Origin of the sequence: Aeromicrobium sp. CFBP 8757, from assembly GCF_014841755.1 — a bacterium.
In the GTDB taxonomy this organism is placed as follows: domain Bacteria; phylum Actinomycetota; class Actinomycetes; order Propionibacteriales; family Nocardioidaceae; genus Aeromicrobium.
On sequence record NZ_JACYUM010000002.1, the window covers coordinates 215,820 to 234,273 of the forward strand.

The window sequence follows — 18,454 nt, forward strand, 5'->3', positions numbered from 1 at the left end:
CTGAGATGCCCCATCTCGTGCTCCTGGTCGAGGACGACGACCAGATCGCCGCTCCGCTCATCCGCACCCTCGAGCGTGAGGACTACGTCGTCGAACGGGTCGCGGCCGGGCTCCCCGCCGTCGACCGGGTGAAGGCCGGCGGCGTCGACCTGGTGCTGCTCGACCTCGGGCTGCCCGACGTCGACGGGCTCGAGGTGTGCCGTCGCATCCGGGCGAGCGGCTACCTCGGGGGCGTCCTGATCCTGACCGCCCGTGGCGGCGAGCTCGACCGTGTCGTGGGCCTCGACGTCGGTGCCGACGACTACCTCGCCAAGCCCTTCGGCCTGGCCGAGCTGCTGGCGCGCACCCGCGCCCTGCTGCGTCGCGCGGCCCCCGCCGCCGACGTCGCCACTCCGGCTTCCTCCGTGACGGCCGCGCCCGCGCCCACCCCCGACCCGTCCGCCGCGAGCGACCTGCGGGTCGACTCCGACGCGCGACGCGTGTGGGTCGGCGCCGACGAGCTGGTCGTGACGGCCAAGGAGTTCGACGTCCTGGCACTGCTGGGCTCGAGCCCGGGAGCCGTCTTCACCCGCGAGCGCGTCATGGACGACGTGTGGGACGAGAACTGGTTCGGCTCGACCAAGACGCTCGACACCACGATCGGCCGGCTGCGGCAGAAGCTCGAGGACAGCGGCACGGCCGCCCGCATCGTCACGGTGCGAGGGGTCGGGTTCCGGTTGGAGAGCGGCGGGGACGGGAGCGATGCGTAGCCGCCTGGTCGTGACGCTGGTCGCCCTGACGGCCGTCATCCTCGTGGTATTCGGCGTGGTCCGCGGCTTCTCGACCGCCGACCTCGTGCGCGACCAGCAGCGCGACGGCCTGCGGGAGTCGGCCTCGCTCGCGTCCGTGGCGATCGCGGCCCAGGAGCGCGGACCCGACGGCGTCACGGGCGACTTCCTCGCGGCGCTCGCCGGACGTGACCGCGTCGTCACGTACGTCGACCCCGCGGGATCGTCGAGGGTCGGGGGGACGGACGTCGTCGGGCCCGACGACCTCAGCGCCAGCGCCTCCGTCGACGGTGGCGGACGCGTCACCCTCACCGAGTCGGGCTCCGTCCAGTCCGAGCGCGTCCGCGACGCGCTGCTCCCGCTGGTCCTGCTCACGGTGGCCCTGGCGATCGTCGCCGCACTGGTCGGCACCCTGCTGGCGCGTCGCTTCGCCCGCCCGTTCCGGCGGCTCGCCGACGATGCCGCCCGCATCGGCGACGGACACTTCGACACCGAGGTGCACCGGTCGAGGATCAAGGAGGCCGACGACCTCGGCACGGCGCTGCGCCGCGCCGCCGGTCAGCTCGGCACCCTGGTCGAGCGGGAGCGCGAGCTCAGCGTCGTCGCGTCCCACGAGCTGCGCACACCCCTGACGGCGCTGCGCCTCTCGCTCGAGGACCTCAGCCTGTGGCCCCAGACGCCGCCCGACGTCGCCGAGGAGCTGCAGCACAGCCTGGCCGAGGTCGACCGGCTCAGCGGTGTCGTCACGTCGCTGCTGGAGCGCGGCGACGGCAGCCATCTCGGCACCGTCACGCAGACCGATCTCGCGGTGCTCGCCGAGCAGACCGCCGCACGGTGGGCCGACCGTGCGCGTGCCGCCGGACGCACGGTCCACGCCGGGCCGTCGGACGACATCTCGCTGCCGATCGTCCGGGCGTCGGTCGACCAGATCCTCGACGCCCTGGTCGAGCGCGCCCTCGCCGACGGCACCGGCGACGTCACGATCGACGCCGTCCGCCTCAGCACGCACGCGCGGCTGCGGGTGCTCGACGAGGGCGACCGGACGCTCGCGACCGGCATCGTCCAGGCGGCGCCGGCCGGTCAGACCGGCACCGGGCTGGTCGCCGCGGCGACGCAGGCCGAGTCGCTCGGCGGCTTCGTCGGGGTGGAGGACGCCGCGACGACGGGCCTGGTGCTGGCGCTGCCCTGGCCGCGCCGCCGCATCGACGCCTGACCGCTCCGGTCAGGCGGTCGGGGCGCTCAGCTCGAGGGCGATGTTGTCGGGGTCGCGGAACTCGAGGATCGCGGTGCCGGCCTCGCCGAGGTCCTTGATGCCCTCGTGGGCGACGCCGAGCTCGTCGAGCACCCTGACGGCGTCCTCGAGGGCGGCCAGGTCGGCGACCGTGAAGCTCAGGTGGTCGAGGCCCGTGCGGTCCTCGTGGAAGTGGTCGTCGCCGGGTGCGACCGGGCGCAGGCCGAGCAGGCCGCCGCCGAAGCTGTAGATCACACCACCGAACAGGAACGCGAGCTCCTCCTTGGTCTTCTCGTCGGGGTTCGGCGGCAGCTCGAACGCGACGTCGAAGCCGAACACGGAGTCGTAGAACGAGCGAGACACGTCGATGTCGCGGACGGTCAGGCGGACGTGGTTGTAGTCGTTCACTGCGACGGGCATGGTGCTCCTGGTGCTGGGGTCTGGGTTCCCTCCCACGTTCGCACGGAGCCGACGATCCCGCCCGACCAAACCGTCACCCGGGCCGCCCTCGTCAGCCGACCAGGCCGAGTCTGGGTGGGGCGCCTTGCTCCGCTCGTCCCTCGCGCCTGGCGCCCGGGTCTCCGTTCGCCAGGGAGGCCGCTCGCGGCCGACCGTGAGGGAGCGCCAGCGCCCGGGTCTCCGTTCGCCAGGGAGGCCGCCCGCGGCCGACCGTGAGGGAGCGCCAGCGACCGAGGCGGATTCTTGCGCAGGTCGCCGCCCCCAGCTCCGCTCACGTCGCTCGTCCCTCGCGCCTGGCGCCCGATCTCGGCCGCCAGGGTCCCCGGTCAGGCTGGGCGGCGGGCCGACCAGAGGGTGCGGGTGCCGCGCACCCAGAGGTCGCCGAGCCCGCGGACGCTGCCGGGCCCGTCGCCCACGAGGTGCTCGAACGCCGACCGGTCCGGCTCGTCGAGCCGCGGTGCGGCGACGTGACCGATCCGCCGCAGCTCGAGCGCGGCGTACTCCCCCGCCGGCCCGTCCGCGGGCAGGTCGTGGTCGATCGACAGCGTCCGGGTGGCGACGTCGTCGAAGCCGGTCGACGCCAGCGCGGCCGTCCAGTCGGGCCGGTGGGCCGGCGTCGCCCCCGCGGCGTCGCGCAGCCGCTGCTCGAACCCGGCCAGCCCGCGCGGCAGCACCATCGAGGGCGCGTCCATCTCGACGACCACCAGCAGCCCACCGGGTCGGAGGGCGTCGAACAGGTTGCCGAACGCGCGGACGGGATCGGCGGCCTCGTGCAGCGCCATCGACGACCAGGCGACGTCGGCCCGTCCGAGGTCCGGGGTGTCGGAGCCGACGTCGGCGAGCAGGGTCGAGACGCGGTCACCCAGACCGGCGGACGCAGCTCGCTCGCGCACGCGCTGCAGCATCCGCTCGTCGACGTCCACCGCCACGACCTCGGCCGTCGTGAACCGCTCGGCGAGGGCGACCGACCCCGTGCCCGTCCCGGCGCCGACGTCGAGGACGCGGCGCACCGGCCCGGCACCGTCGGCCAGGTCGGCGACCGCCGCGACGGCCTCCGTCAGCAGGTGGGCGTGCACCTCGGCGTCGAGGTCGAGCAGTCGGGGCAGCAGCGCGCGCTGCGGGTGGTCGTGGCCGTGGTCGTGGTCGTGTCCGTGGGGCATGCTCCCAGCCTAGACACGACTTGCGCCTGAGACATATCATCTTGCGCATGGAGCAAGACGCCGAACGGCTGGTCCGCCTGCGCATCCGCGCGCTCCGCACGGCCCGCGGGTGGTCGCTCGACACCCTGGCCGAGCGGGCGCACCTCAGCCCGTCCAACCTCAGCCGCATCGAGACCGGCAGCCGCCGCATCGCCCTCGACCAGCTGATCCCGATCGCGAAGGCCCTCGACACGACGCTCGACCAGCTCGTCGAGTCGCACGCCGACGAGGACGTCGTCATCCGTCCGCAGCAGAACGAGCGGCGCGGCATGACGATCTGGGCCCTCGCCCACGAGCGCACGCCGAACGAGCTGACGGTCGCGAAGATGCGGATCACCAAGCCCGCGCCGCCCCTCGACGAGGCCGCCGTGCACCCGGGCCGCGACTGGTTCACGGTGCTGTCGGGCACCGCCGAGCTGCGGCTCGGCGACCGGCTCGTGGTGGTCGAGGCCGGCAGCGCCGCCGAGTTCTCGACCATGACACCCCACGCGATCGGCGCGCACGGCGGACGTCCCGTCGAGATCCTCAGCATCCTGACGCAGGACGGCCGCCAGGCGCACACGTAGCGATCAGGCGAGCAGCTGCACGATGACGGCCGTGACGAGACCGCTCACCACGAAGTACGGGGCGTTGATCAGCCCGTAGAGCATCGGCCGCGGGACGTTCGGGTTGATCGCGATCGTGAACGCCATCGGCGTCAGGTAGCCGACGCCGACGATCGCTCAGAACACGAGGGCGTCGCCCATCGAGTCGATGTCGAGCGTGGCCATCAACAACGCACTGGCGACAACGATCACGATGCTGCACGCGACGGGTCCCGCGTACGTCAACGCGCCCGATGCGGGCGGCTGCCCCTCGCGGCCGAGCGCGACGGCATAGGGCTTCGGGACGACGGCACCGAAGTAGACACCCCCGAGGACGGCGAGCGCGAGGGTGGCGAGGAGGACGGCGATCCAGTCGATCGAGGAGAGGTCGAACATGTGGTGCTCCGGTTCTGCAGATGGTGGGACGACCTCATCGTCCCGGGGGTAGCGGTCAGCTTCGGTCCTCTTCTCCTGCGATCATCGAGATGTGCTCACGACGTCCGGACGACTGCTGTCACTCCTGTCGCTGCTGCAGGCGCGGCGCGACTGGCCCGGCGCGCTGCTCGCCGAGCGGCTCGACGTCAGCGCGCGAACGGTGCGACGCGACGTCGACCGGCTGCGTCAGCTCGGCTACCCGATCGCCGCGGCCAAGGGACCCGACGGCGGCTACCGCCTCGAGGCCGGCGCCGAGCTGCCGCCCCTGCTGTTCGACGACGAACAGGCCGTGGCGTTGACCGTCGCGCTGCAGCTCGCCGCCAGCAGCGGCTCGGGCATCGGCGAGGGCGCGGTGCGTGCCCTGACCACCGTCCGCCAGGTGATGCCGTCGCGGCTGAGGCACCGCGTCGACTCGTTGACCGTCACGGCCGTCCGACGTCCTTCGGTCCGGCCCGAGGCGCCGGTGGAACCCGCGGCGCTGACGACGATCGGCGCGGCGGTGCACGCCCGCGAGACCTTGAGGTTCGACTATGCCGCGTCCAGCTCGTCGGCCTCCGGGCCACCGCGCCGGGCGGAGCCCCACCACCTGGTCACCTGGGGCGCCCGGTGGTACCTCGTCGCCTGGGATCTTGACCGAAACGACTGGCGCACGTTCCGCGTCGACCGCATGACACCGCGCATCCCCAACGGACCGCGCTTCACTCCACGCGAGGTGCCGGGCGGCGAGGTCTCCGCGTACGTCGCCAGCACCTTCCGCGGCAGCACCGATCCCTCAGGGGGGTGGCCCTGCCACGGCGAGGTCGTGCTCGACCTGCCCGCCGCCGACGTCGCGACGTACCTGGCCGACGGCGTCGTCGAGCCCGTCGGCGACGACCGCTGCCGCCTGACCACGGGCGCGTGGTCGTGGGTCGGGCTCGCTGCGACGATCGCCCGCTTCGACGCCGACGTCGAGGTCGTCGGCCCGCCCGAGCTCGCCGACGCCTTCGCCACCCTCGCCCGCCGCTTCGCCGCCGCCGGCGGTGCCTGAGCCACCCGTCGATCTCGTGACACGTGGCTCGGCCACCGCCCCGCGAGCCGGACAGGCGCGACGCACGACGCCGGCCTCTGCGATACTCGACCTGGACGCGCGGGAGACCTCTTCCCCGTCCCGGGCCTCTAGCTCAATTGGCAGAGCAGCGGACTTTTAATCCGCGGGTTGTCGGTTCGAGTCCGACGGGGCCCACCACCTCACGGCACCGCTGCCGTCGTCGTGCCGGCCGGTCGGTGCGGAGGCGGGTCCATGCGATGACGGTCGTCGGTCGACCGGCGGTCAGATCGATCCGCGCGCACGCGGCGCCGACCACCCGCGGAACATCGCGGCGAGGCGCCAGACCAGGCACGTGGCCGAGGCGACGACGAACAGGAACGACGGCCACTCCTGCGTCGCGACGACCGCCGCCATGACCGAGCCGACCAGGGCCGGGACGGCGTAGAGGTCTCCCTCGAAGATCACGGGCACCCGGTTCGAGAGCACGTCGCGCATGATGCCGCCGCCGACCGCGGAGACCAGCCCCAGCAGCGACGCGGGCAGGACGCCGAGCCCCGCGTCGACGCCGATGATCGCTCCGGTGACGCAGAACAGCGACAGCCCGATCGCGTCGAGCACCAGGATCGGGCGCTCGCGACGTCCGATGCGCCCCGACTCCACGAACACCACGGCGGCCGCCGCGAGCGCCGACAGCAGGTAGCCCCAGCTCTCGAACGCGACCGGCGGGTTGTCGCCGATCACGACGTCGCGCGCGACTCCCCCGCCGAGCCCCGTGATGAGCGCCAGCACCGCGATCCCGAAGACGTCGAGCCGCAGGCGGACGGCGACGAGCGCCCCCGACATCGCGAAGATGAAGATGCCGACGTGCTCGAGCGTCGCGATCACCGCGTGCGTCATCGCGACGTCACCGCACGGGCGATGGGGAGGGGGCGGACATGTCGCCATCATGTCCGCCCCCTCACCGCCGTGTCATGCCGGGATCGACGTCCGCTCGCGCAGGTGCGCCGCGACCTCCGCGGCCACGGCCCGTCCGAACGACGCGGGGTCGTCGTCGTCCGGCTCGGCCACGAGATGGTGGACCGAGCCGTCCTCGAACATGTCGATCGCGCCGACGCGCTGCACCTGCGCCATCTCGGGGGCGTGCTCGACGTCGCCGTGCACGATCGCGCTGGCCCCCTCGGGCGGCAGCGGCGACAGCCACGAGTTCTCGGTCGCGACCACGACGTCCGCCGGCAGCAGCGCCAGCGCCCCGCCCCCGCAGCCCTGCCCGAGCAGCACCGACACGGTCGGCACCCTCATGGTCGACATCAGGCTGATGCAGCGCGCGATCTCGCCCGCGACCGCACCCTCCTCGGCCCTCGGCGACAGCTCGGCACCGGGCGTGTCGATGAACGACACGAGCGGCAGCCCGAGCTCGTTGGCCAGCCGCATGCCACGACGCGCCTCGCGCAGCGCCGCCGGACCCATCGGCGTCTCGGGCGTCTGCTTGGCACGGTCCTGGCCGATCACGATGCACGGCTGGCCGTCGAGGCGCGCCAGGGCGACGATCATGGCCGAGTCACGCTCGCCCTTCTCGGTGCCCTGCAGCCGCACCGTGACGTCGCTGCCGTGCCGCAGCACGTCGCGGACGCCGCCGCGGTCGGACCGCCGGGTCAGCTCGATCGACTCCCACGTCGACCGGCGGCGCACGACCGCGTCGGTGCGACGCTCGCGCGTCGACCCCGTGGCGGGGTCGACCAGGATGCTCAGCGCCTGGTCGACCAGCTCGGGCAGCAGACCCGGCTCGACGACGGCGTCGATGATGCCGCGGTGCGCGAGGTTGTCGGACGTCTGCACGCCGGCCGGGAAGGGCCGTCCCTCGAGCAGCTCGTAGACCTTCGGCCCGAGGAAGCCGATCAGGGCGTCCGGCTCGGCGATCGTGATGTGCCCCAGCGACCCCCACGACGCGAACACGCCGCCGGTCGTGGGGTGCCGCAGGTAGACGAGGTACGGCAGACCGGCGCCCTTGTGGTCCATCAGCGCGCGCGAGATGTCGACCATGTGGACGAACGCGGGCGTCCCCTCCTGCATGCGGGTGCCGCCTGACGCCGTCGTGGCGAGGATCGGCAGCCCCTCGGCCGTCGCCCGCCGCACGGCCGCGACGATGCGCAGCGCCGCGGCCCGCCCGATCGAGCCGGCGAGGAACCGGAACTCGTTGACGACGACGGCGACGGGCCGTCCGCGCATGAGCCCGCGCCCGGTCAGGATCGACTCGTCGGTGCCCGCGCGCTCGGCCGCCGACTCGAGGTCCTGGCGGTACTGGTCGCCCACGCCGGAGTGGTCGACGGGCTCGTCCCACGACGTGAACGACCCCTCGTCGAGCACCAGGTCGAGCAGCTCCTGGCCCGTCAGGCGCTTGGCGCTCACTCGTCCTCCTCCAGCCACGCGCGGATCGCGTCGCCGTGCTCGCCGAGCGTCGGCGGGGCCAAGTGCTCGGTGGTCGTCCGCTCGTCGCCGTCCCCCGCGAAGAAGCGCAGCGGCGGACCGGGCAGCGTCAGCGGGCCCAGCGTGCTGTGCTCGACGTCGATCAGCAGACCCTGGCTCCTCGTCTGGTCCCACTCGTAGACCTCGTCGATCGAGCGCACCTTGCCGGCGGGGATGCCGATGACCGAGAGCCGCTCGAGCAGGTCGGCGGCCTTCCAGTCGGCGAACACCTCCTCGACCAGCGCGATGACCCGCTCGCGGTCGCCGGCCCGCTCGGGGTTCGTCGCGATGCCCTCGGTGTCGGGGTCGAGGCCGAAGCCCTCGCAGAAGTCGTGCCACAGGCCCTCGCTGCCGACCGCGATCTGCACGGCCCCGTCGGCGCAGCGGAACAGCCCGTACGGCGAGATCGACGGGTGGTGGTTGCCGATCGCCCGGCCGACCTGGCCCGCGATCGTCCACTTGGTGCCCTGGAACCCGTGGACGCCGACGGTCGCGGCCAGCAGCGACGTGCGCACGACGGTGCCGACGCCGGTCGACTCCCGCTCGTGCAGCGCGGCCAGCACGCCGTAGGCGCCGTACATGCCGGCGAGGATGTCGGAGATCGGCGTGCCGACCTTCTGCGGGTCGTCGGGGCCGGAGCCCGTGATCGACATCAGGCCCGCCTCGCCCTGGGCGATCTGGTCGTAGCCGGCGCGACCGCCCTCGGGCCCGTCGTGGCCGAAGCCCGTGATCGACAGGACGACGAGGCGCGGGTTCAGCTCCTGCAGCGCCTCGATGCCGAGGCCCAATCGCTCGAGCACGCCGGTGCGGAAGTTCTCGACCAGCACGTCGGCCCGGGCCGCGAGGGCCAGGAACGTCGCCCTGTCGTCGTCGCCGCGCAGGTCGAGCGCGATCGACTCCTTGTTGCGGTTGGCCGACAGGAAGTACGTCGACTCGCGCCCCTCGTCGGCGGGCTCGCCGGTGTGACCGTCGTCGGACGGCCAGCGGAACGGCGGCCCCCAGCCGCGGGTGTCGTCACCTCCGCGGGGGGTCTCGACCTTGACGATGCGGGCACCGAGGTCGCCCATCATCATCGTGGCGTGGGGGCCCGCGAGGGCACGGGACAGGTCGAGGACGAGGACGTCGCTGAGGGGTCCGTTGCGTGTCATGGCGGTCACCAGCCCGGGAGGATGAAGGCGGCCCAGACGAGCAGCGGTCCGACGGCGACGACGATCATGCTGTACGTCAGGATCTGCTGGTAGAACGTCTGCTCGCTGATCGTGTCGGGACGGTTGGCCAGCATCAGCGCACCGTTGGTCGAGAACGGGCTGACGTCGACGATCGTCGAGGCGATCGCGAGGGCCGCGACCAGCGCGATCGCGCTGATGCCGTGCTCGGCGATGATCGGCAGCGCGATCGGGATGATGATCGGCAGCAGCGCGGTCGACGACGCGAAGGCCGAGACGACGCCTCCGACGTAGCAGAGGATCAGCGCGCCGATGGCGGCTGCGCCGAGCCCGGCGGCCCACTTGCCGACGAACTCCGGCGAGCCCGCCTGCGTCAGGATCGCGGCGTACGTGCTGACGCCTGCGACGAGCAGGACCGTCGGCCACGCGATCGCGCGGACCGCGTCGGTGTGCGACTTCGGCGCCAGCATGTTGAGGATGACGGCGGCGGTGATCGACACGAAGCCGATGTTCTTGTCGAAGGCGAGGGCGACGACCGCGACGCCCACGAAGGCGACGAGCGTCAGGACCTGGTCCATGCGAACGCCGGTGGCCTGCGTGCCGGTGGGAGCGTTCGTGCCGTAGCCGCGGGCCGGCACCTGGGCGCCGCCGGTGTGCAGGTCGTTGACGATCTCGTCGTTGTCGGGGTCGATGCGCTGCGACATCAGCTGCCGTCCGCCGAGCAGGACGAACAGGATCGCGGCCATGATCAGGTTGACGGCCAGGCTGGAGAGGAACAGCGTCATCTCGCCGACCTCGAGGCCGTTGTCGCGCATGACCGAGTTCGTGATGACGCCGTAGATGCTGATGGGCGAGAAGCCGCCGCCCTGCGCGCCGTGGACGACGAACATGCCCATCATCAGGGGGTTGATCTTGTACTTGCCGGCGAAGCCGAGGGCGATCGGGCCGATGATCGCGCACGCGGCGGGGCTCGCCGCGCCGATGCCGGTCAGCAGCGCCGTGACGCCGAACATGACCCACGGGATCAGGGCGACGCGTCCACCGACGAGCTGCACCGCCTTGGTCACGATCAGGTCGACCGTGCCGTTGTTCTTCGCGATCGCGAAGAGGTAGGTCACGCCGATCAACGTCAGGATCAGGTCACCGCTGACACCCGCGAGGATCTCCTTCTCGTCGAGGTTCAGCGAGTACATGCCGACGAGCCACGCGGCGACGTACGCCAGGGCTCCCATGTTGATCGGCAACGCCGTCCCGATGGCGAACAGTGCCACCAGGGCGATGATGGCCACCCATTCCGGTCCCATGAGGACTCCTTCTGCTGCGGACGCCGCGCCATGAGGCTCTAATGTGATCGGCGTCACCCTGTTTGGACTAGTGGCCTAGCCAATAGGCCTGTGGTCCTTTTGTCAATACGCTGAAGGCATGAGCGATCGTCAGCCCGGTCTGCAGCCCCTCGCCCGCACGCGTCTGTACGAGCAGGTCGCGCAGCAGATCATGGGCTGGGTCGCCGAGAACGACCTCACGACGGGTGACCGCCTGCTGCCCGAGCGCGAGCTCGCGACCCGTCTCGGCGTCAGCCGCGCCACCGTCAGCCAGGCGCTCGTGGCGCTCGAGGTCGTCGGCGTCGTCGCGGTGCGACACGGCGACGGCGCCGTCCTGACCGACGCCAGCGGATCGGCCAAGCTGCTCGACGCCCTTCGCGCCCACGCCAAGCGCCTGCCCGACATCATCGACGCCCGCGACGCGCTCGAGACCAAGATCGCGGCCCTCGCCGCGTCCCGTCGCACCGAGTCCGACCTCGCCGCGATCGACGCCGCCCTCGACGTCATGGAGGCCGACATCGACGGCGGCGGACGCGGCGTCGAGGGCGACGAGCTGTTCCACGCGGCGATCACCGCGGCCGCCCACTCGTCGCTGCTGGAGAAGATGATGCAGGAGATCAGCGAGCTGATCCTCGAGACGCGGATCGAGTCGTTGTCGCAGCCCGGACGCCCGCGCGACTCGCTGTCGGCGCACCGCCGGATCGCCGACGCGATCCGCCTCGGCGACCCCGACCTGGCCGCCGCCGCGATGCACCACCACGTCGCGCAGGTCAGCGACGTCGCGCTCCTGCGCGACGCCCCGCGCGACTGAGGAGGGGCCCGTGGACCTCTCGACCCTCGACCACCTCGCGGTCATCGGCGCCGGCTTCGGCGCCGGTGTCGTCGCGGCGTCCGTCGGCGTCGCCTCACTCGTGAGCTTCCCCGTGCTGCTGGCGCTCGGCCTCCCCCCGGTGACGGCCAACGCGTCCAACACCGTCGGCCTGGTGCCGGGGGGGCTCAGCGGGTCGTTCGGCTACCGCCGCGAGCTGCGGATGCACCCCCGGGTGACCGCAGCTGTCGTCCTGACGAGCGCCGTCGGTGCCGTCGCGGGTGCGGTGCTGCTGCTCGCGCTGTCGCCGGACGTCTTCGAGTCGCTCGTGCCGTGGCTCATCCTGTTCGCGTGCCTGCTCGTGGGGTTCCAGCCGCTCGTCGCGCGCCGCCTCCGCGAGCGCCGCACCGGGCCGCAGGAGGACCGGCTGCTGCCGTCGACCCCGACGACCGTGGCACTCGGCGCGGCCGGCGTCTACGGCGGGTACTTCGGCGCCGGGCAGGGGGTCATGGTCGTCGCGGTGCTGGGGCTGGGGCTCGACATCGACCTCAAGGTCGTCAACGGGCTCAAGACCGTCGCGTGCCTGGCCGCCAACGTCGTCGCGACCGTGATCTTCGTCGTCGCCGCCGACCTGGACTGGGCCGTCATCGGCCTGCTCGGCATCGGATCGGTCGTCGGCGGCTACGTCGGTTCACGCATCGGGCGCCTGCTGCCGGACGCGCTGTTCCGCGGCCTCGTGGTGGTGGGCGGCTCGGCGGCCGCGATCGCCCTCATGCTCACCTGACCCCGGCGACAACCGGGCCATGGAGCGCAGCGACCGTGGCCACCCCCTCGTTCGCCAGGGAGCGAAGCGACCGTGAGGGCGAAGCCCGAGGCGAACCACAGCTAACAGGCTTGCGACCCGTCGCCTCGCTTCGCTCACGGGCCCCCTACTCGCGGAGCTCGTGGGGGGACCCCCAGGCCGCAGGCGGCCTCCCTGGCGACCGCACGCTTTCGTTCGCCAGAGAGAGAGCGGAGCTGGGGGTACCACCCCCTCGTTCGCCAGGGAGCGAAGCGACCGTGAGGGCGAAGCCCGAGGCGAACCACAGCGAACAGGTTTGCGTCACGTCGCCTCGCTTCGCTCACGGTCGGCCGCAAGCGGCCTCCTTGGCGACCGCATGCCCTCGTTCGCCAGGGAGCGAAGCTGGGGGTACCTCCCGCGAGCGCAGCGAGTGGGGGCCCGTGAGGGCGAAGCCCGAGGCGAACCACAGCGTCAGGGCTTGCGTCACGTCGCCTCGCTTCGCTCACGGTCGGCCGCAGGCGGCCTCCCTGGCGACCGATCACCCCCGTTCGCCAGGGAGCGGAGCGACCGTGAGGGCGAAGCCCGAGGCGAACCACAGCGTCAGGGCTTGCGTATGTCGCCTCGCTGCGCTCACGATCGGCCGCAAGCGGCCTCCCTGGCGACCGCATGCTTTCGTTCGCCAGGGAGCGGAGCTGGGGTACCTCCCGCTTCGCGACCGGTCGGCTACTCGGTGTGGGGGTCGCCGTCGACGACGTCGACGACGTCGATCGCGATGTCGCGCTCGGGGTCGAAGTCGGGGTCGTGACCCAGCAGTTCGTGGACGACGGCCGCCGCGGCCGTGCGCGCGGCACGCCCCTCGGCCTGCAGGTCGAGCCCGTAGCGGCACACCAGCGCGATGCGGATCGCGGTGCACCGGTCGTCGTCGACCTCGATGTCGACCGAGTCGGCCGCCCGGTCAGGGGTGTCGACCGCGTCGCGCAGACGCGGCGCGAGGATGCGCCCCGAGACCCGGACGACCGAGCCGCGCGCGTCCCGCTCTGCCCGCCCGTCGGCGGTGAACGAGATGACCGCCGACGCGGGCGTCACGAGCGTCCGCACGCGGTCCATGACCGACTGCGAGACCTCGACCCACCCCGTCTCGGTCTCGTCGCGCAGCGCGATCGTCGCGCGCTCGAGCGGATCGGGTGTCTGCTCTACCGCCATTGCGCCATCCTCTCCGCCAGGTTCCTGCGGCCTCGGTGCAGCTGGCCCCTGACGCTGTCGGGCGTCATGGCAAGGGTAGTCGCGATGTCGTCGTAGCTCATCTCCTCCAGCTCCCGCAGCAGCCACACGGCCCGCTGCTGGTGCGGCAGCTCGGCCAGCGCGGCCTGCAGCGCCGCGACGAGCTCCTTGTCCATGACGTCCTGCAGGGGGTCGCGGTTGGCCGGGGGTGCGACCGCCGCGAGGAAGTCGTCCGCGACCGGCGTCGGGCGCCGCTTGCGCTGCAGGTCGACGGCCCGGCGCGACACCAGGCTGAACAGCCACGTCCGCAGCGACGACCTGGCCTCGAACGTCTCGATGTTCTTCCAGGCCGAGATGAACGCCTCCTGCACGACCTCCCCCGCGTCGGTGCGGTCACCGCCGACCATCCGGATCGCGAACCGGTACATGCCCGGGCCGTGCCGGTGGATGATCGCGTCGAACGCCGACCGGTCACCGAGCCGCACCCGGCGGACCAGGACGTGGTCGGCCGGCTCCGTGTCCGACGCGTCGCCGGCTGAGTCGTTCAGCACGCACACATCGTGTCGGCGGTGCCAGAGCTCCGCCACTCGAGCGGTGCACCGGCCGCACGGCACTGTGACCCAGATCACGACGCGGTGGGCGTGAGGATCGGCCACCCCGCGACGACCAACAGATGTTCGTTCAACCGAAAGGCAACCAGACATGGCCGACACCACCACGACCTCCGCCGCGAAGACGACCTCTCCGGCGACGACGTCCAGCACGACCTCCACCGAGGTCGTCAAGGCCGAGAGCACCGGCCCCCTCGCCTCGCAGCAGGGACGCACCTCGATCGCCGACACCGTCGTGTCGAAGATCGCCGGCATCGCGACCCGCGAGGTCAGCGGCGTCCACGACCTCGGCGGCAACACGGCCCGCGCCGTCGGAGCGCTCCGCGAGCGCATCCCGGGATCGCGCACCAACCTGAGCCAGGGCGTCAACGTCGAGGTCGGCGAGCGCCAGGCGGCCGTCGACGTCGACCTGATCGCCGAGTACGGCGTCTCGATCGCCGAGCTGGCGTCGGGCGTGCGTCGCAACGTCATCGGCTCGGTCGAGCGCATGACGGGCCTGGAGGTCACCGAGGTCAACATCACGGTCCTCGACGTGCACCTCGAGGGCGACGACAGCGACCAGCCCAGCGAGTCCCGTGTCGAGTGACGCGGCGCCGGCCCCCGACGCCGCCGAGGCCATCGCGTCGGCCACGCTCGCCGTGGCCGGTGTGAGCGCGCTGCACGCGGGCGTCGTGGGCGAGGTCGCGACCTACCTGCCGGGCCGCCGGGTCAATGGCGTCCGGCTGCGGGACGACTCGTGCGAGGTGCACATCGTCCTCGACTGGGGCAGCCCGGTCGTCGCGACCGCCGACGACGTCCGCACCGCGATCGAGCCGCTCGTCGACGTGCCCGTGCACGTCACGGTCGAGGACGTCGCGGGCCCCGGGGACACGCTGTGACCTCGCCGTCCGGCGACCGGGCCGACCGCCTCGCGGCGCAACGGGCGGCGCGCCGGGCGGCGATCAAGCAGCACCATCCCGACCGCGGCGGCAGCAGCGACGAGCTGCGCCGCGCGCTCGACCGGCTCGACGCCCCAGTGGGACATACGTCCCAGATCACACCCATCCGACCCGGCGCCCGCTCCGAAGCACGGGTGGATGGGGGGCTGCGCGCCGCGATCCACCGGCTCCGCCGCCTCCTCCCGAGGCGTCTCCCGGGTTCGCGTCGCTACATCCAACTCTGAAGCCAAGGACCATCGCATGAAGCTCTCCATCATCGGCCTGTTCGCGGGCCTGCTCCTGGCCATCGCCATCGCGATCGGCGGGTTCGGCGCCTTCCTCGGCGCCCTCGTGCTCGGCGTCATCGGCCTCGCCGCCGGCGCCCACCTCGACGGCGACATCGACCTCACGAGCATCCTGAGGGGCCGACGTGAGTGACACGATCGAGGCTCCCCCGGGCCTGGCGCCCGCCGAGGAGCGCGGCACCCTCGACGTCCGCACCAAGGCGCTCGAGCACCTCGTGGCTCACGCCGCCCTGCAGGTGCCGGGATGCGTCGCGCGTCCCGCCGGGCTCCACCCGCTGACCCGCAGCCTGCCGTCCGCGTCCGTGACGTACCGCGGCTCCGTCGCGGTCGCCGACCTGCACGCCGCGGCCACCTGGCCGTGCCGCGTGCAGGAGCTCGCGACGACGATCCGCGACACGGTCCGCGCCGAGGCGTCCCGCCTGTCGGGCACCGACATCGGTCGCGTCGACGTCACGCTGCACGTCGTGCCCGTCGACGAGGCCGTCGGCGCCACGACCTCGCCGCGGAGGGTCCTGTGAGCGCCCGCGTCACGCCGCCCACCGGCCGCCCCGGGGCATCGGGCGCGTCCCTGCTGCTGGGGGTCGCCCTGATCGGACTCGCCGTCGTCTCGGTGCACGACCTCGCGGTCGACCGCGGCTGGGCCGGCGGCCCGTCGTGGACGGGATCGCTGCTGGACGCGGCGGACGGCCTGACGGCCGGCACCGGCGTCGTGGTCGCAGCGGTCGCTGCCGTCGCCATCGGCCTCATCCTGCTCGTCGTCGCGTTCAAGCCCGCGCCGCGCACGCACGAGAGCACGCCGGGACCCTCGGACGTGTGGGTCACCCGCAAGGCCGTCCGGGCCGTCGCCGTCGGCGCCGCCGAGGACACCGCGGGTGTCGCGGCCGCCCGCGCCACCCACCGGCGCGGACGCGTCGTCGTGACGGTGCAGTCCGACCGGCCCGACGCCGCCCCGCACGTCGAGGCGTCCGTGCGCGAGGCCCTCGCGGGCCTCACGGCGCGCGACGTCGCCATCAGGACCACGGAGGTGAAGCATGACGCGTAGGCTCGCAGCGATCGACCGGACGGTCACGGCCCTGGTCGGTCTCGCCCTGGTCGCCGGAGGGGTGGCCCTGCTCGACTGGCGCTACCGCTGGTTCGGCACCTGGAGCGACAGCGTCTCGACGGCCCGGCTCGACGACGTCGAGTCGAGCGCCTGGTGGCCGTGGGTCTTCGCCCTCGGCGGCGTGGTCCTGGGTCTCGTCGGCCTGGTCTGGCTGCTGTCGCACGCGCCCCGACCCGGCGAGAAGGCGGTCCGGCTGCCGGACGCGTCCGACCGTGCCGGCAGCGTCCACGTCGACCTGAGCGGCGTCGCCAAGGCCGTCGCGGCCGACTTCGAGGCCCGCACCAACGTCACCCACGTCAAGGGCACGGCCCGCCGCCAGGGACGCACCCACGTCATCGAGCTGCGCGGCCAGCTCGACCCCCACGTCACCGGAGGCGACATCGAGTCCGCCGCCAGCCGGTGCACCCACGACGTCTCGGACGCCTTCCCCGACGGCCACACGGTCTGCCGAGTGCTCCTCGGCCACGACCACCGTCGGAGCGGGCGCACCCGGGCGAGCGCACACCGCGTGCGCTGAACCATCACCACACCATCGAAGGAGAACACCATGGGTATCGCTGACAAGGCCAAGAACGCCGCCGAGGACCTCGCCGGAAAGGCCAAGGAGGTCGTCGGAGACGTCACGAACAACGACGAGCTCAAGGCCGAGGGCAAGAAGGACCAGGCCAAGTCGTCCGTCAAGGACGCCGGCGAGAACGTCAAGGACGCCTTCAAGAAGTAGTCACACCGGCACCATCGCGTGGCGGGGACGGCGATCCGTCCCCGCCACGTCCACTTCCCACCGAACGAGAGTCATCAGACATGGCACACCCCAAGCGCAACCTCTTCACCGTCCTCGGCTGGATCGTCTGGAAGGCCCTGGCCCTGGTCGGCCTGCCGATCGCCCGCAAGAAGCTCGACGAGCGCCGCAGCAACCGCAGCCTGCGCCGCGGTCGTCGCTGAGCAGACCCGAGGAGCCCGCCTACCGACCGGGTCGCAGGACGGCCCGGCGGTACTGGGCGGGGAACAGCCCCGACCCGTCGACGTCGAGCTCGCGCGACGCCCGCAGCGGCCAGCGCGGCTCGCGCAGGGCCGCCCGTCCGAGCAGGACGACGTCGGACTCCCCCTCGTCGAGGATGTCCTGCGCGTCGCGGGGGTCGGTGATCAGCCCCACCGCACCCGTGGGGATGTCGGTCGCCCGACGGATGCGCCCGGCGAGGCCCACCTGGTAGCGCGGCCCGACCGGGATCTCCTGGTGCTCGACGGCCCCGCCGGACGACACGTCGACGAGGTCGACGCCGGCGTCCGCGAGCATCTGCACGAGCTCGACCGACTGGTCCGGGTCCCACCCGCCGTCGGCCCAGTCGGTCGCCGAGATGCGCAGCAGCAGCGCCGCTCCGGCCGGCAGCACCGAGCGGACCGCCGCGACGACCTCGCGCAGCAGGCGGCTGCGACCCTCGAGGTCGCCGCCGTACTCGTCGTCGCGGTGATTGATCAGCGGTGACAGGAACTCGTGGAGCAGGTAGCCGTGCGCCGCGTGGATCTCGACGCCGTCGAACCCCGCCAGCACGGCGCGCCGGGCGCCCTCGGCGAACAGCGCCGGCATCGCGCGCACCTCGTCGGTGCCCAGCGCGCGGCACGGCGCGAGCGAGCCGAACGACCCGACGCTCGGGCCGACCGTCTCCCACCCGCCCTCGGCCGCCTCGACCGTGCCGGTGCGTCCGCTCAGGTCGGAGTGCGTCGACGCCTTGCGGCCGGCGTGCGCCAGCTGCATCACGATGCGGGTGTCGTGCTCGTGCGCGAACTCCACGACCGGGCGCCAGCTGTCGACGTGCTCGTCCGACCAGATGCCGGCGTCCTCGGGGCTGATGCGGCCCTCGGGCACGACGGACGTCGCCTCGGTGACGACGAGCCCGAAGCCGCCCGTCGCGAACGCGCCGTAGTGCACGCGGTGCCACGCGGTCGGGTGGCCGTCGCGGGCCAGACAGCTGTACTGGCACATGGGGGCGACCCAGACGCGGTTGCGCACGTCCAACCCGCCGACGGCGACGGAGGAGAACAGGGAGGTGGCGGACAT

General features: G+C 72.8%; 25 protein-coding genes and 1 tRNA gene. 15 read left to right on the plus strand and 11 right to left on the minus strand.

All coding sequences use genetic code 11. The features are described from left to right. The first annotated feature begins 5 nt into the window (after nt 1-5). Complete coding sequence (locus IFT73_RS07930) at nt 6-749, plus strand: response regulator transcription factor (protein WP_192167162.1); 744 nt, start codon at nt 6-8, stop codon at nt 747-749. Continuing rightward, on the plus strand, nt 742-1,980 hold the full coding sequence (locus tag IFT73_RS07935) for a HAMP domain-containing sensor histidine kinase (RefSeq protein ID WP_192167163.1): 1,239 nt from the start codon (nt 742-744) through the stop codon (nt 1,978-1,980). Before IFT73_RS07930 ends, IFT73_RS07935 begins: the two co-directional genes overlap by 8 nt. A gap of 9 nt (nt 1,981-1,989) precedes the next feature. On the opposite strand, the gene IFT73_RS07940 is transcribed toward IFT73_RS07935, so the two are convergent. Together IFT73_RS07940 and IFT73_RS07945 are read right to left on the minus strand one after the other, a co-directional pair. Further along, a complete protein-coding gene (locus tag IFT73_RS07940) occupies nt 1,990-2,418 on the minus strand; it encodes a VOC family protein (protein ID WP_192167164.1) in 429 nt (142 codons plus the stop codon). A gap of 365 nt (nt 2,419-2,783) precedes the next feature. Beyond that, a complete protein-coding gene (locus IFT73_RS07945; protein WP_192167165.1) occupies nt 2,784-3,617 on the minus strand; it encodes a class I SAM-dependent methyltransferase in 834 nt (277 codons plus the stop codon). 47 nt (nt 3,618-3,664) lie between these two features. Here IFT73_RS07945 and IFT73_RS07950 point away from each other — a divergent pair, with 47 nt between their 5' ends. Next, nucleotides 3,665-4,222 (plus strand): helix-turn-helix domain-containing protein, encoded by a 558-nt coding sequence (locus tag IFT73_RS07950; RefSeq protein WP_192167166.1) that lies wholly within the window; start codon nt 3,665-3,667, stop codon nt 4,220-4,222. Nucleotides 4,223-4,225: 3 nt separating this feature from the next. Here the strand turns inward: IFT73_RS07950 and IFT73_RS19265 are convergent, their stop codons facing one another. Together IFT73_RS19265 and IFT73_RS18625 are read right to left on the minus strand one after the other, a co-directional pair. Then, complete coding sequence (locus tag IFT73_RS19265) at nt 4,226-4,348, minus strand: hypothetical protein (RefSeq protein ID WP_256435464.1); 123 nt, start codon at nt 4,346-4,348, stop codon at nt 4,226-4,228. A gap of 30 nt (nt 4,349-4,378) precedes the next feature. Continuing rightward, nucleotides 4,379-4,636 carry a DUF1761 family protein gene (locus tag IFT73_RS18625; protein ID WP_197983845.1) on the minus strand — a complete coding sequence of 86 codons (258 nt, stop codon included), beginning with the start codon at nt 4,634-4,636 and terminating at the stop codon, nt 4,379-4,381. Between the two features lie 91 nt (nt 4,637-4,727). Here IFT73_RS18625 and IFT73_RS07960 point away from each other — a divergent pair, with 91 nt between their 5' ends. Together IFT73_RS07960 and IFT73_RS07965 are read left to right on the plus strand one after the other, a co-directional pair. Then, nucleotides 4,728-5,702 (plus strand): WYL domain-containing protein, encoded by a 975-nt coding sequence (locus tag IFT73_RS07960; protein ID WP_192167167.1) that lies wholly within the window; start codon nt 4,728-4,730, stop codon nt 5,700-5,702. A gap of 122 nt (nt 5,703-5,824) precedes the next feature. After that, nucleotides 5,825-5,900: transfer RNA gene (locus tag IFT73_RS07965), tRNA-Lys, on the plus strand. A gap of 84 nt (nt 5,901-5,984) precedes the next feature. On the opposite strand, the gene IFT73_RS07970 is transcribed toward IFT73_RS07965, so the two are convergent. The 4 genes from IFT73_RS07970 to IFT73_RS07985 all read right to left on the minus strand — a co-directional run bounded on the left by IFT73_RS07970 (nt 5,985) and on the right by IFT73_RS07985 (nt 10,635). Then, nucleotides 5,985-6,599: a trimeric intracellular cation channel family protein gene (locus tag IFT73_RS07970; protein ID WP_192167168.1), complete on the minus strand. Its 615-nt coding sequence runs from the start codon at nt 6,597-6,599 to the stop codon at nt 5,985-5,987. A gap of 72 nt (nt 6,600-6,671) precedes the next feature. Further along, on the minus strand, nt 6,672-8,108 hold the full coding sequence (locus IFT73_RS07975) for a carboxyl transferase domain-containing protein (RefSeq protein ID WP_371811200.1): 1,437 nt from the start codon (nt 8,106-8,108) through the stop codon (nt 6,672-6,674). Beyond that, complete coding sequence (locus tag IFT73_RS07980; RefSeq protein WP_192167169.1) at nt 8,105-9,313, minus strand: CaiB/BaiF CoA-transferase family protein; 1,209 nt, start codon at nt 9,311-9,313, stop codon at nt 8,105-8,107. The genes IFT73_RS07975 and IFT73_RS07980 overlap by 4 nt, the downstream gene beginning before the upstream one ends. Before the next feature lie 5 nt (nt 9,314-9,318). Beyond that, nucleotides 9,319-10,635: an SLC13 family permease gene (locus tag IFT73_RS07985; RefSeq protein ID WP_192167170.1), complete on the minus strand. Its 1,317-nt coding sequence runs from the start codon at nt 10,633-10,635 to the stop codon at nt 9,319-9,321. Nucleotides 10,636-10,753: 118 nt separating this feature from the next. On the opposite strand from IFT73_RS07985, the gene IFT73_RS07990 reads away from it, so the two are divergent. Together IFT73_RS07990 and IFT73_RS07995 are read left to right on the plus strand one after the other, a co-directional pair. Further along, a complete protein-coding gene (locus tag IFT73_RS07990) occupies nt 10,754-11,464 on the plus strand; it encodes a FadR/GntR family transcriptional regulator (protein WP_192167171.1) in 711 nt (236 codons plus the stop codon). A 10-nt stretch (nt 11,465-11,474) separates the two neighbouring features. After that, nucleotides 11,475-12,245 carry a TSUP family transporter gene (locus IFT73_RS07995; RefSeq protein WP_192167172.1) on the plus strand — a complete coding sequence of 257 codons (771 nt, stop codon included), beginning with the start codon at nt 11,475-11,477 and terminating at the stop codon, nt 12,243-12,245. Between the two features lie 720 nt (nt 12,246-12,965). Here IFT73_RS07995 and IFT73_RS08000 read toward each other — a convergent pair. Further along, nucleotides 12,966-13,445 (minus strand): hypothetical protein, encoded by a 480-nt coding sequence (locus tag IFT73_RS08000; RefSeq protein WP_056602869.1) that lies wholly within the window; start codon nt 13,443-13,445, stop codon nt 12,966-12,968. Next, nucleotides 13,436-14,014, minus strand: coding sequence for an RNA polymerase sigma factor (locus IFT73_RS08005; protein WP_371811201.1), 579 nt, complete (start codon nt 14,012-14,014; stop codon nt 13,436-13,438). The genes IFT73_RS08000 and IFT73_RS08005 overlap by 10 nt, the downstream gene beginning before the upstream one ends. Before the next feature lie 151 nt (nt 14,015-14,165). Here IFT73_RS08005 and IFT73_RS08010 point away from each other — a divergent pair, with 151 nt between their 5' ends. The 8 genes from IFT73_RS08010 to IFT73_RS08045 all read left to right on the plus strand — a co-directional run bounded on the left by IFT73_RS08010 (nt 14,166) and on the right by IFT73_RS08045 (nt 17,340). Then, on the plus strand, nt 14,166-14,660 hold the full coding sequence (locus IFT73_RS08010; RefSeq protein ID WP_192167174.1) for an Asp23/Gls24 family envelope stress response protein: 495 nt from the start codon (nt 14,166-14,168) through the stop codon (nt 14,658-14,660). Beyond that, nucleotides 14,650-14,952 carry a hypothetical protein gene (locus tag IFT73_RS08015; protein ID WP_192167175.1) on the plus strand — a complete coding sequence of 101 codons (303 nt, stop codon included), beginning with the start codon at nt 14,650-14,652 and terminating at the stop codon, nt 14,950-14,952. Before IFT73_RS08010 ends, IFT73_RS08015 begins: the two co-directional genes overlap by 11 nt. A gap of 300 nt (nt 14,953-15,252) precedes the next feature. Next, nucleotides 15,253-15,429 (plus strand): DUF2273 domain-containing protein, encoded by a 177-nt coding sequence (locus IFT73_RS08020; RefSeq protein WP_192167176.1) that lies wholly within the window; start codon nt 15,253-15,255, stop codon nt 15,427-15,429. Beyond that, nucleotides 15,422-15,814 carry an Asp23/Gls24 family envelope stress response protein gene (locus IFT73_RS19560; RefSeq protein WP_192167177.1) on the plus strand — a complete coding sequence of 131 codons (393 nt, stop codon included), beginning with the start codon at nt 15,422-15,424 and terminating at the stop codon, nt 15,812-15,814. Before IFT73_RS08020 ends, IFT73_RS19560 begins: the two co-directional genes overlap by 8 nt. Further along, entirely contained in the window at nt 15,811-16,338 is a 528-nt protein-coding gene (locus IFT73_RS08030) for a DUF6286 domain-containing protein (RefSeq protein ID WP_192167178.1), read from the plus strand. Before IFT73_RS19560 ends, IFT73_RS08030 begins: the two co-directional genes overlap by 4 nt. Continuing rightward, the gene (locus tag IFT73_RS08035) at nt 16,328-16,915 is read left to right on the plus strand and encodes a hypothetical protein (protein ID WP_192167179.1); all 588 of its coding nucleotides are present in this window, start codon (nt 16,328-16,330) and stop codon (nt 16,913-16,915) included. Before IFT73_RS08030 ends, IFT73_RS08035 begins: the two co-directional genes overlap by 11 nt. 30 nt (nt 16,916-16,945) lie before the next feature. Further along, the gene (locus tag IFT73_RS08040; RefSeq protein ID WP_192167180.1) at nt 16,946-17,119 is read left to right on the plus strand and encodes a CsbD family protein; all 174 of its coding nucleotides are present in this window, start codon (nt 16,946-16,948) and stop codon (nt 17,117-17,119) included. A gap of 80 nt (nt 17,120-17,199) precedes the next feature. Beyond that, complete coding sequence (locus tag IFT73_RS08045) at nt 17,200-17,340, plus strand: hypothetical protein (protein ID WP_157432389.1); 141 nt, start codon at nt 17,200-17,202, stop codon at nt 17,338-17,340. A gap of 19 nt (nt 17,341-17,359) precedes the next feature. Here the strand turns inward: IFT73_RS08045 and IFT73_RS08050 are convergent, their stop codons facing one another. Beyond that, complete coding sequence (locus IFT73_RS08050; protein WP_192167181.1) at nt 17,360-18,454, minus strand: NADH:flavin oxidoreductase/NADH oxidase; 1,095 nt, start codon at nt 18,452-18,454, stop codon at nt 17,360-17,362.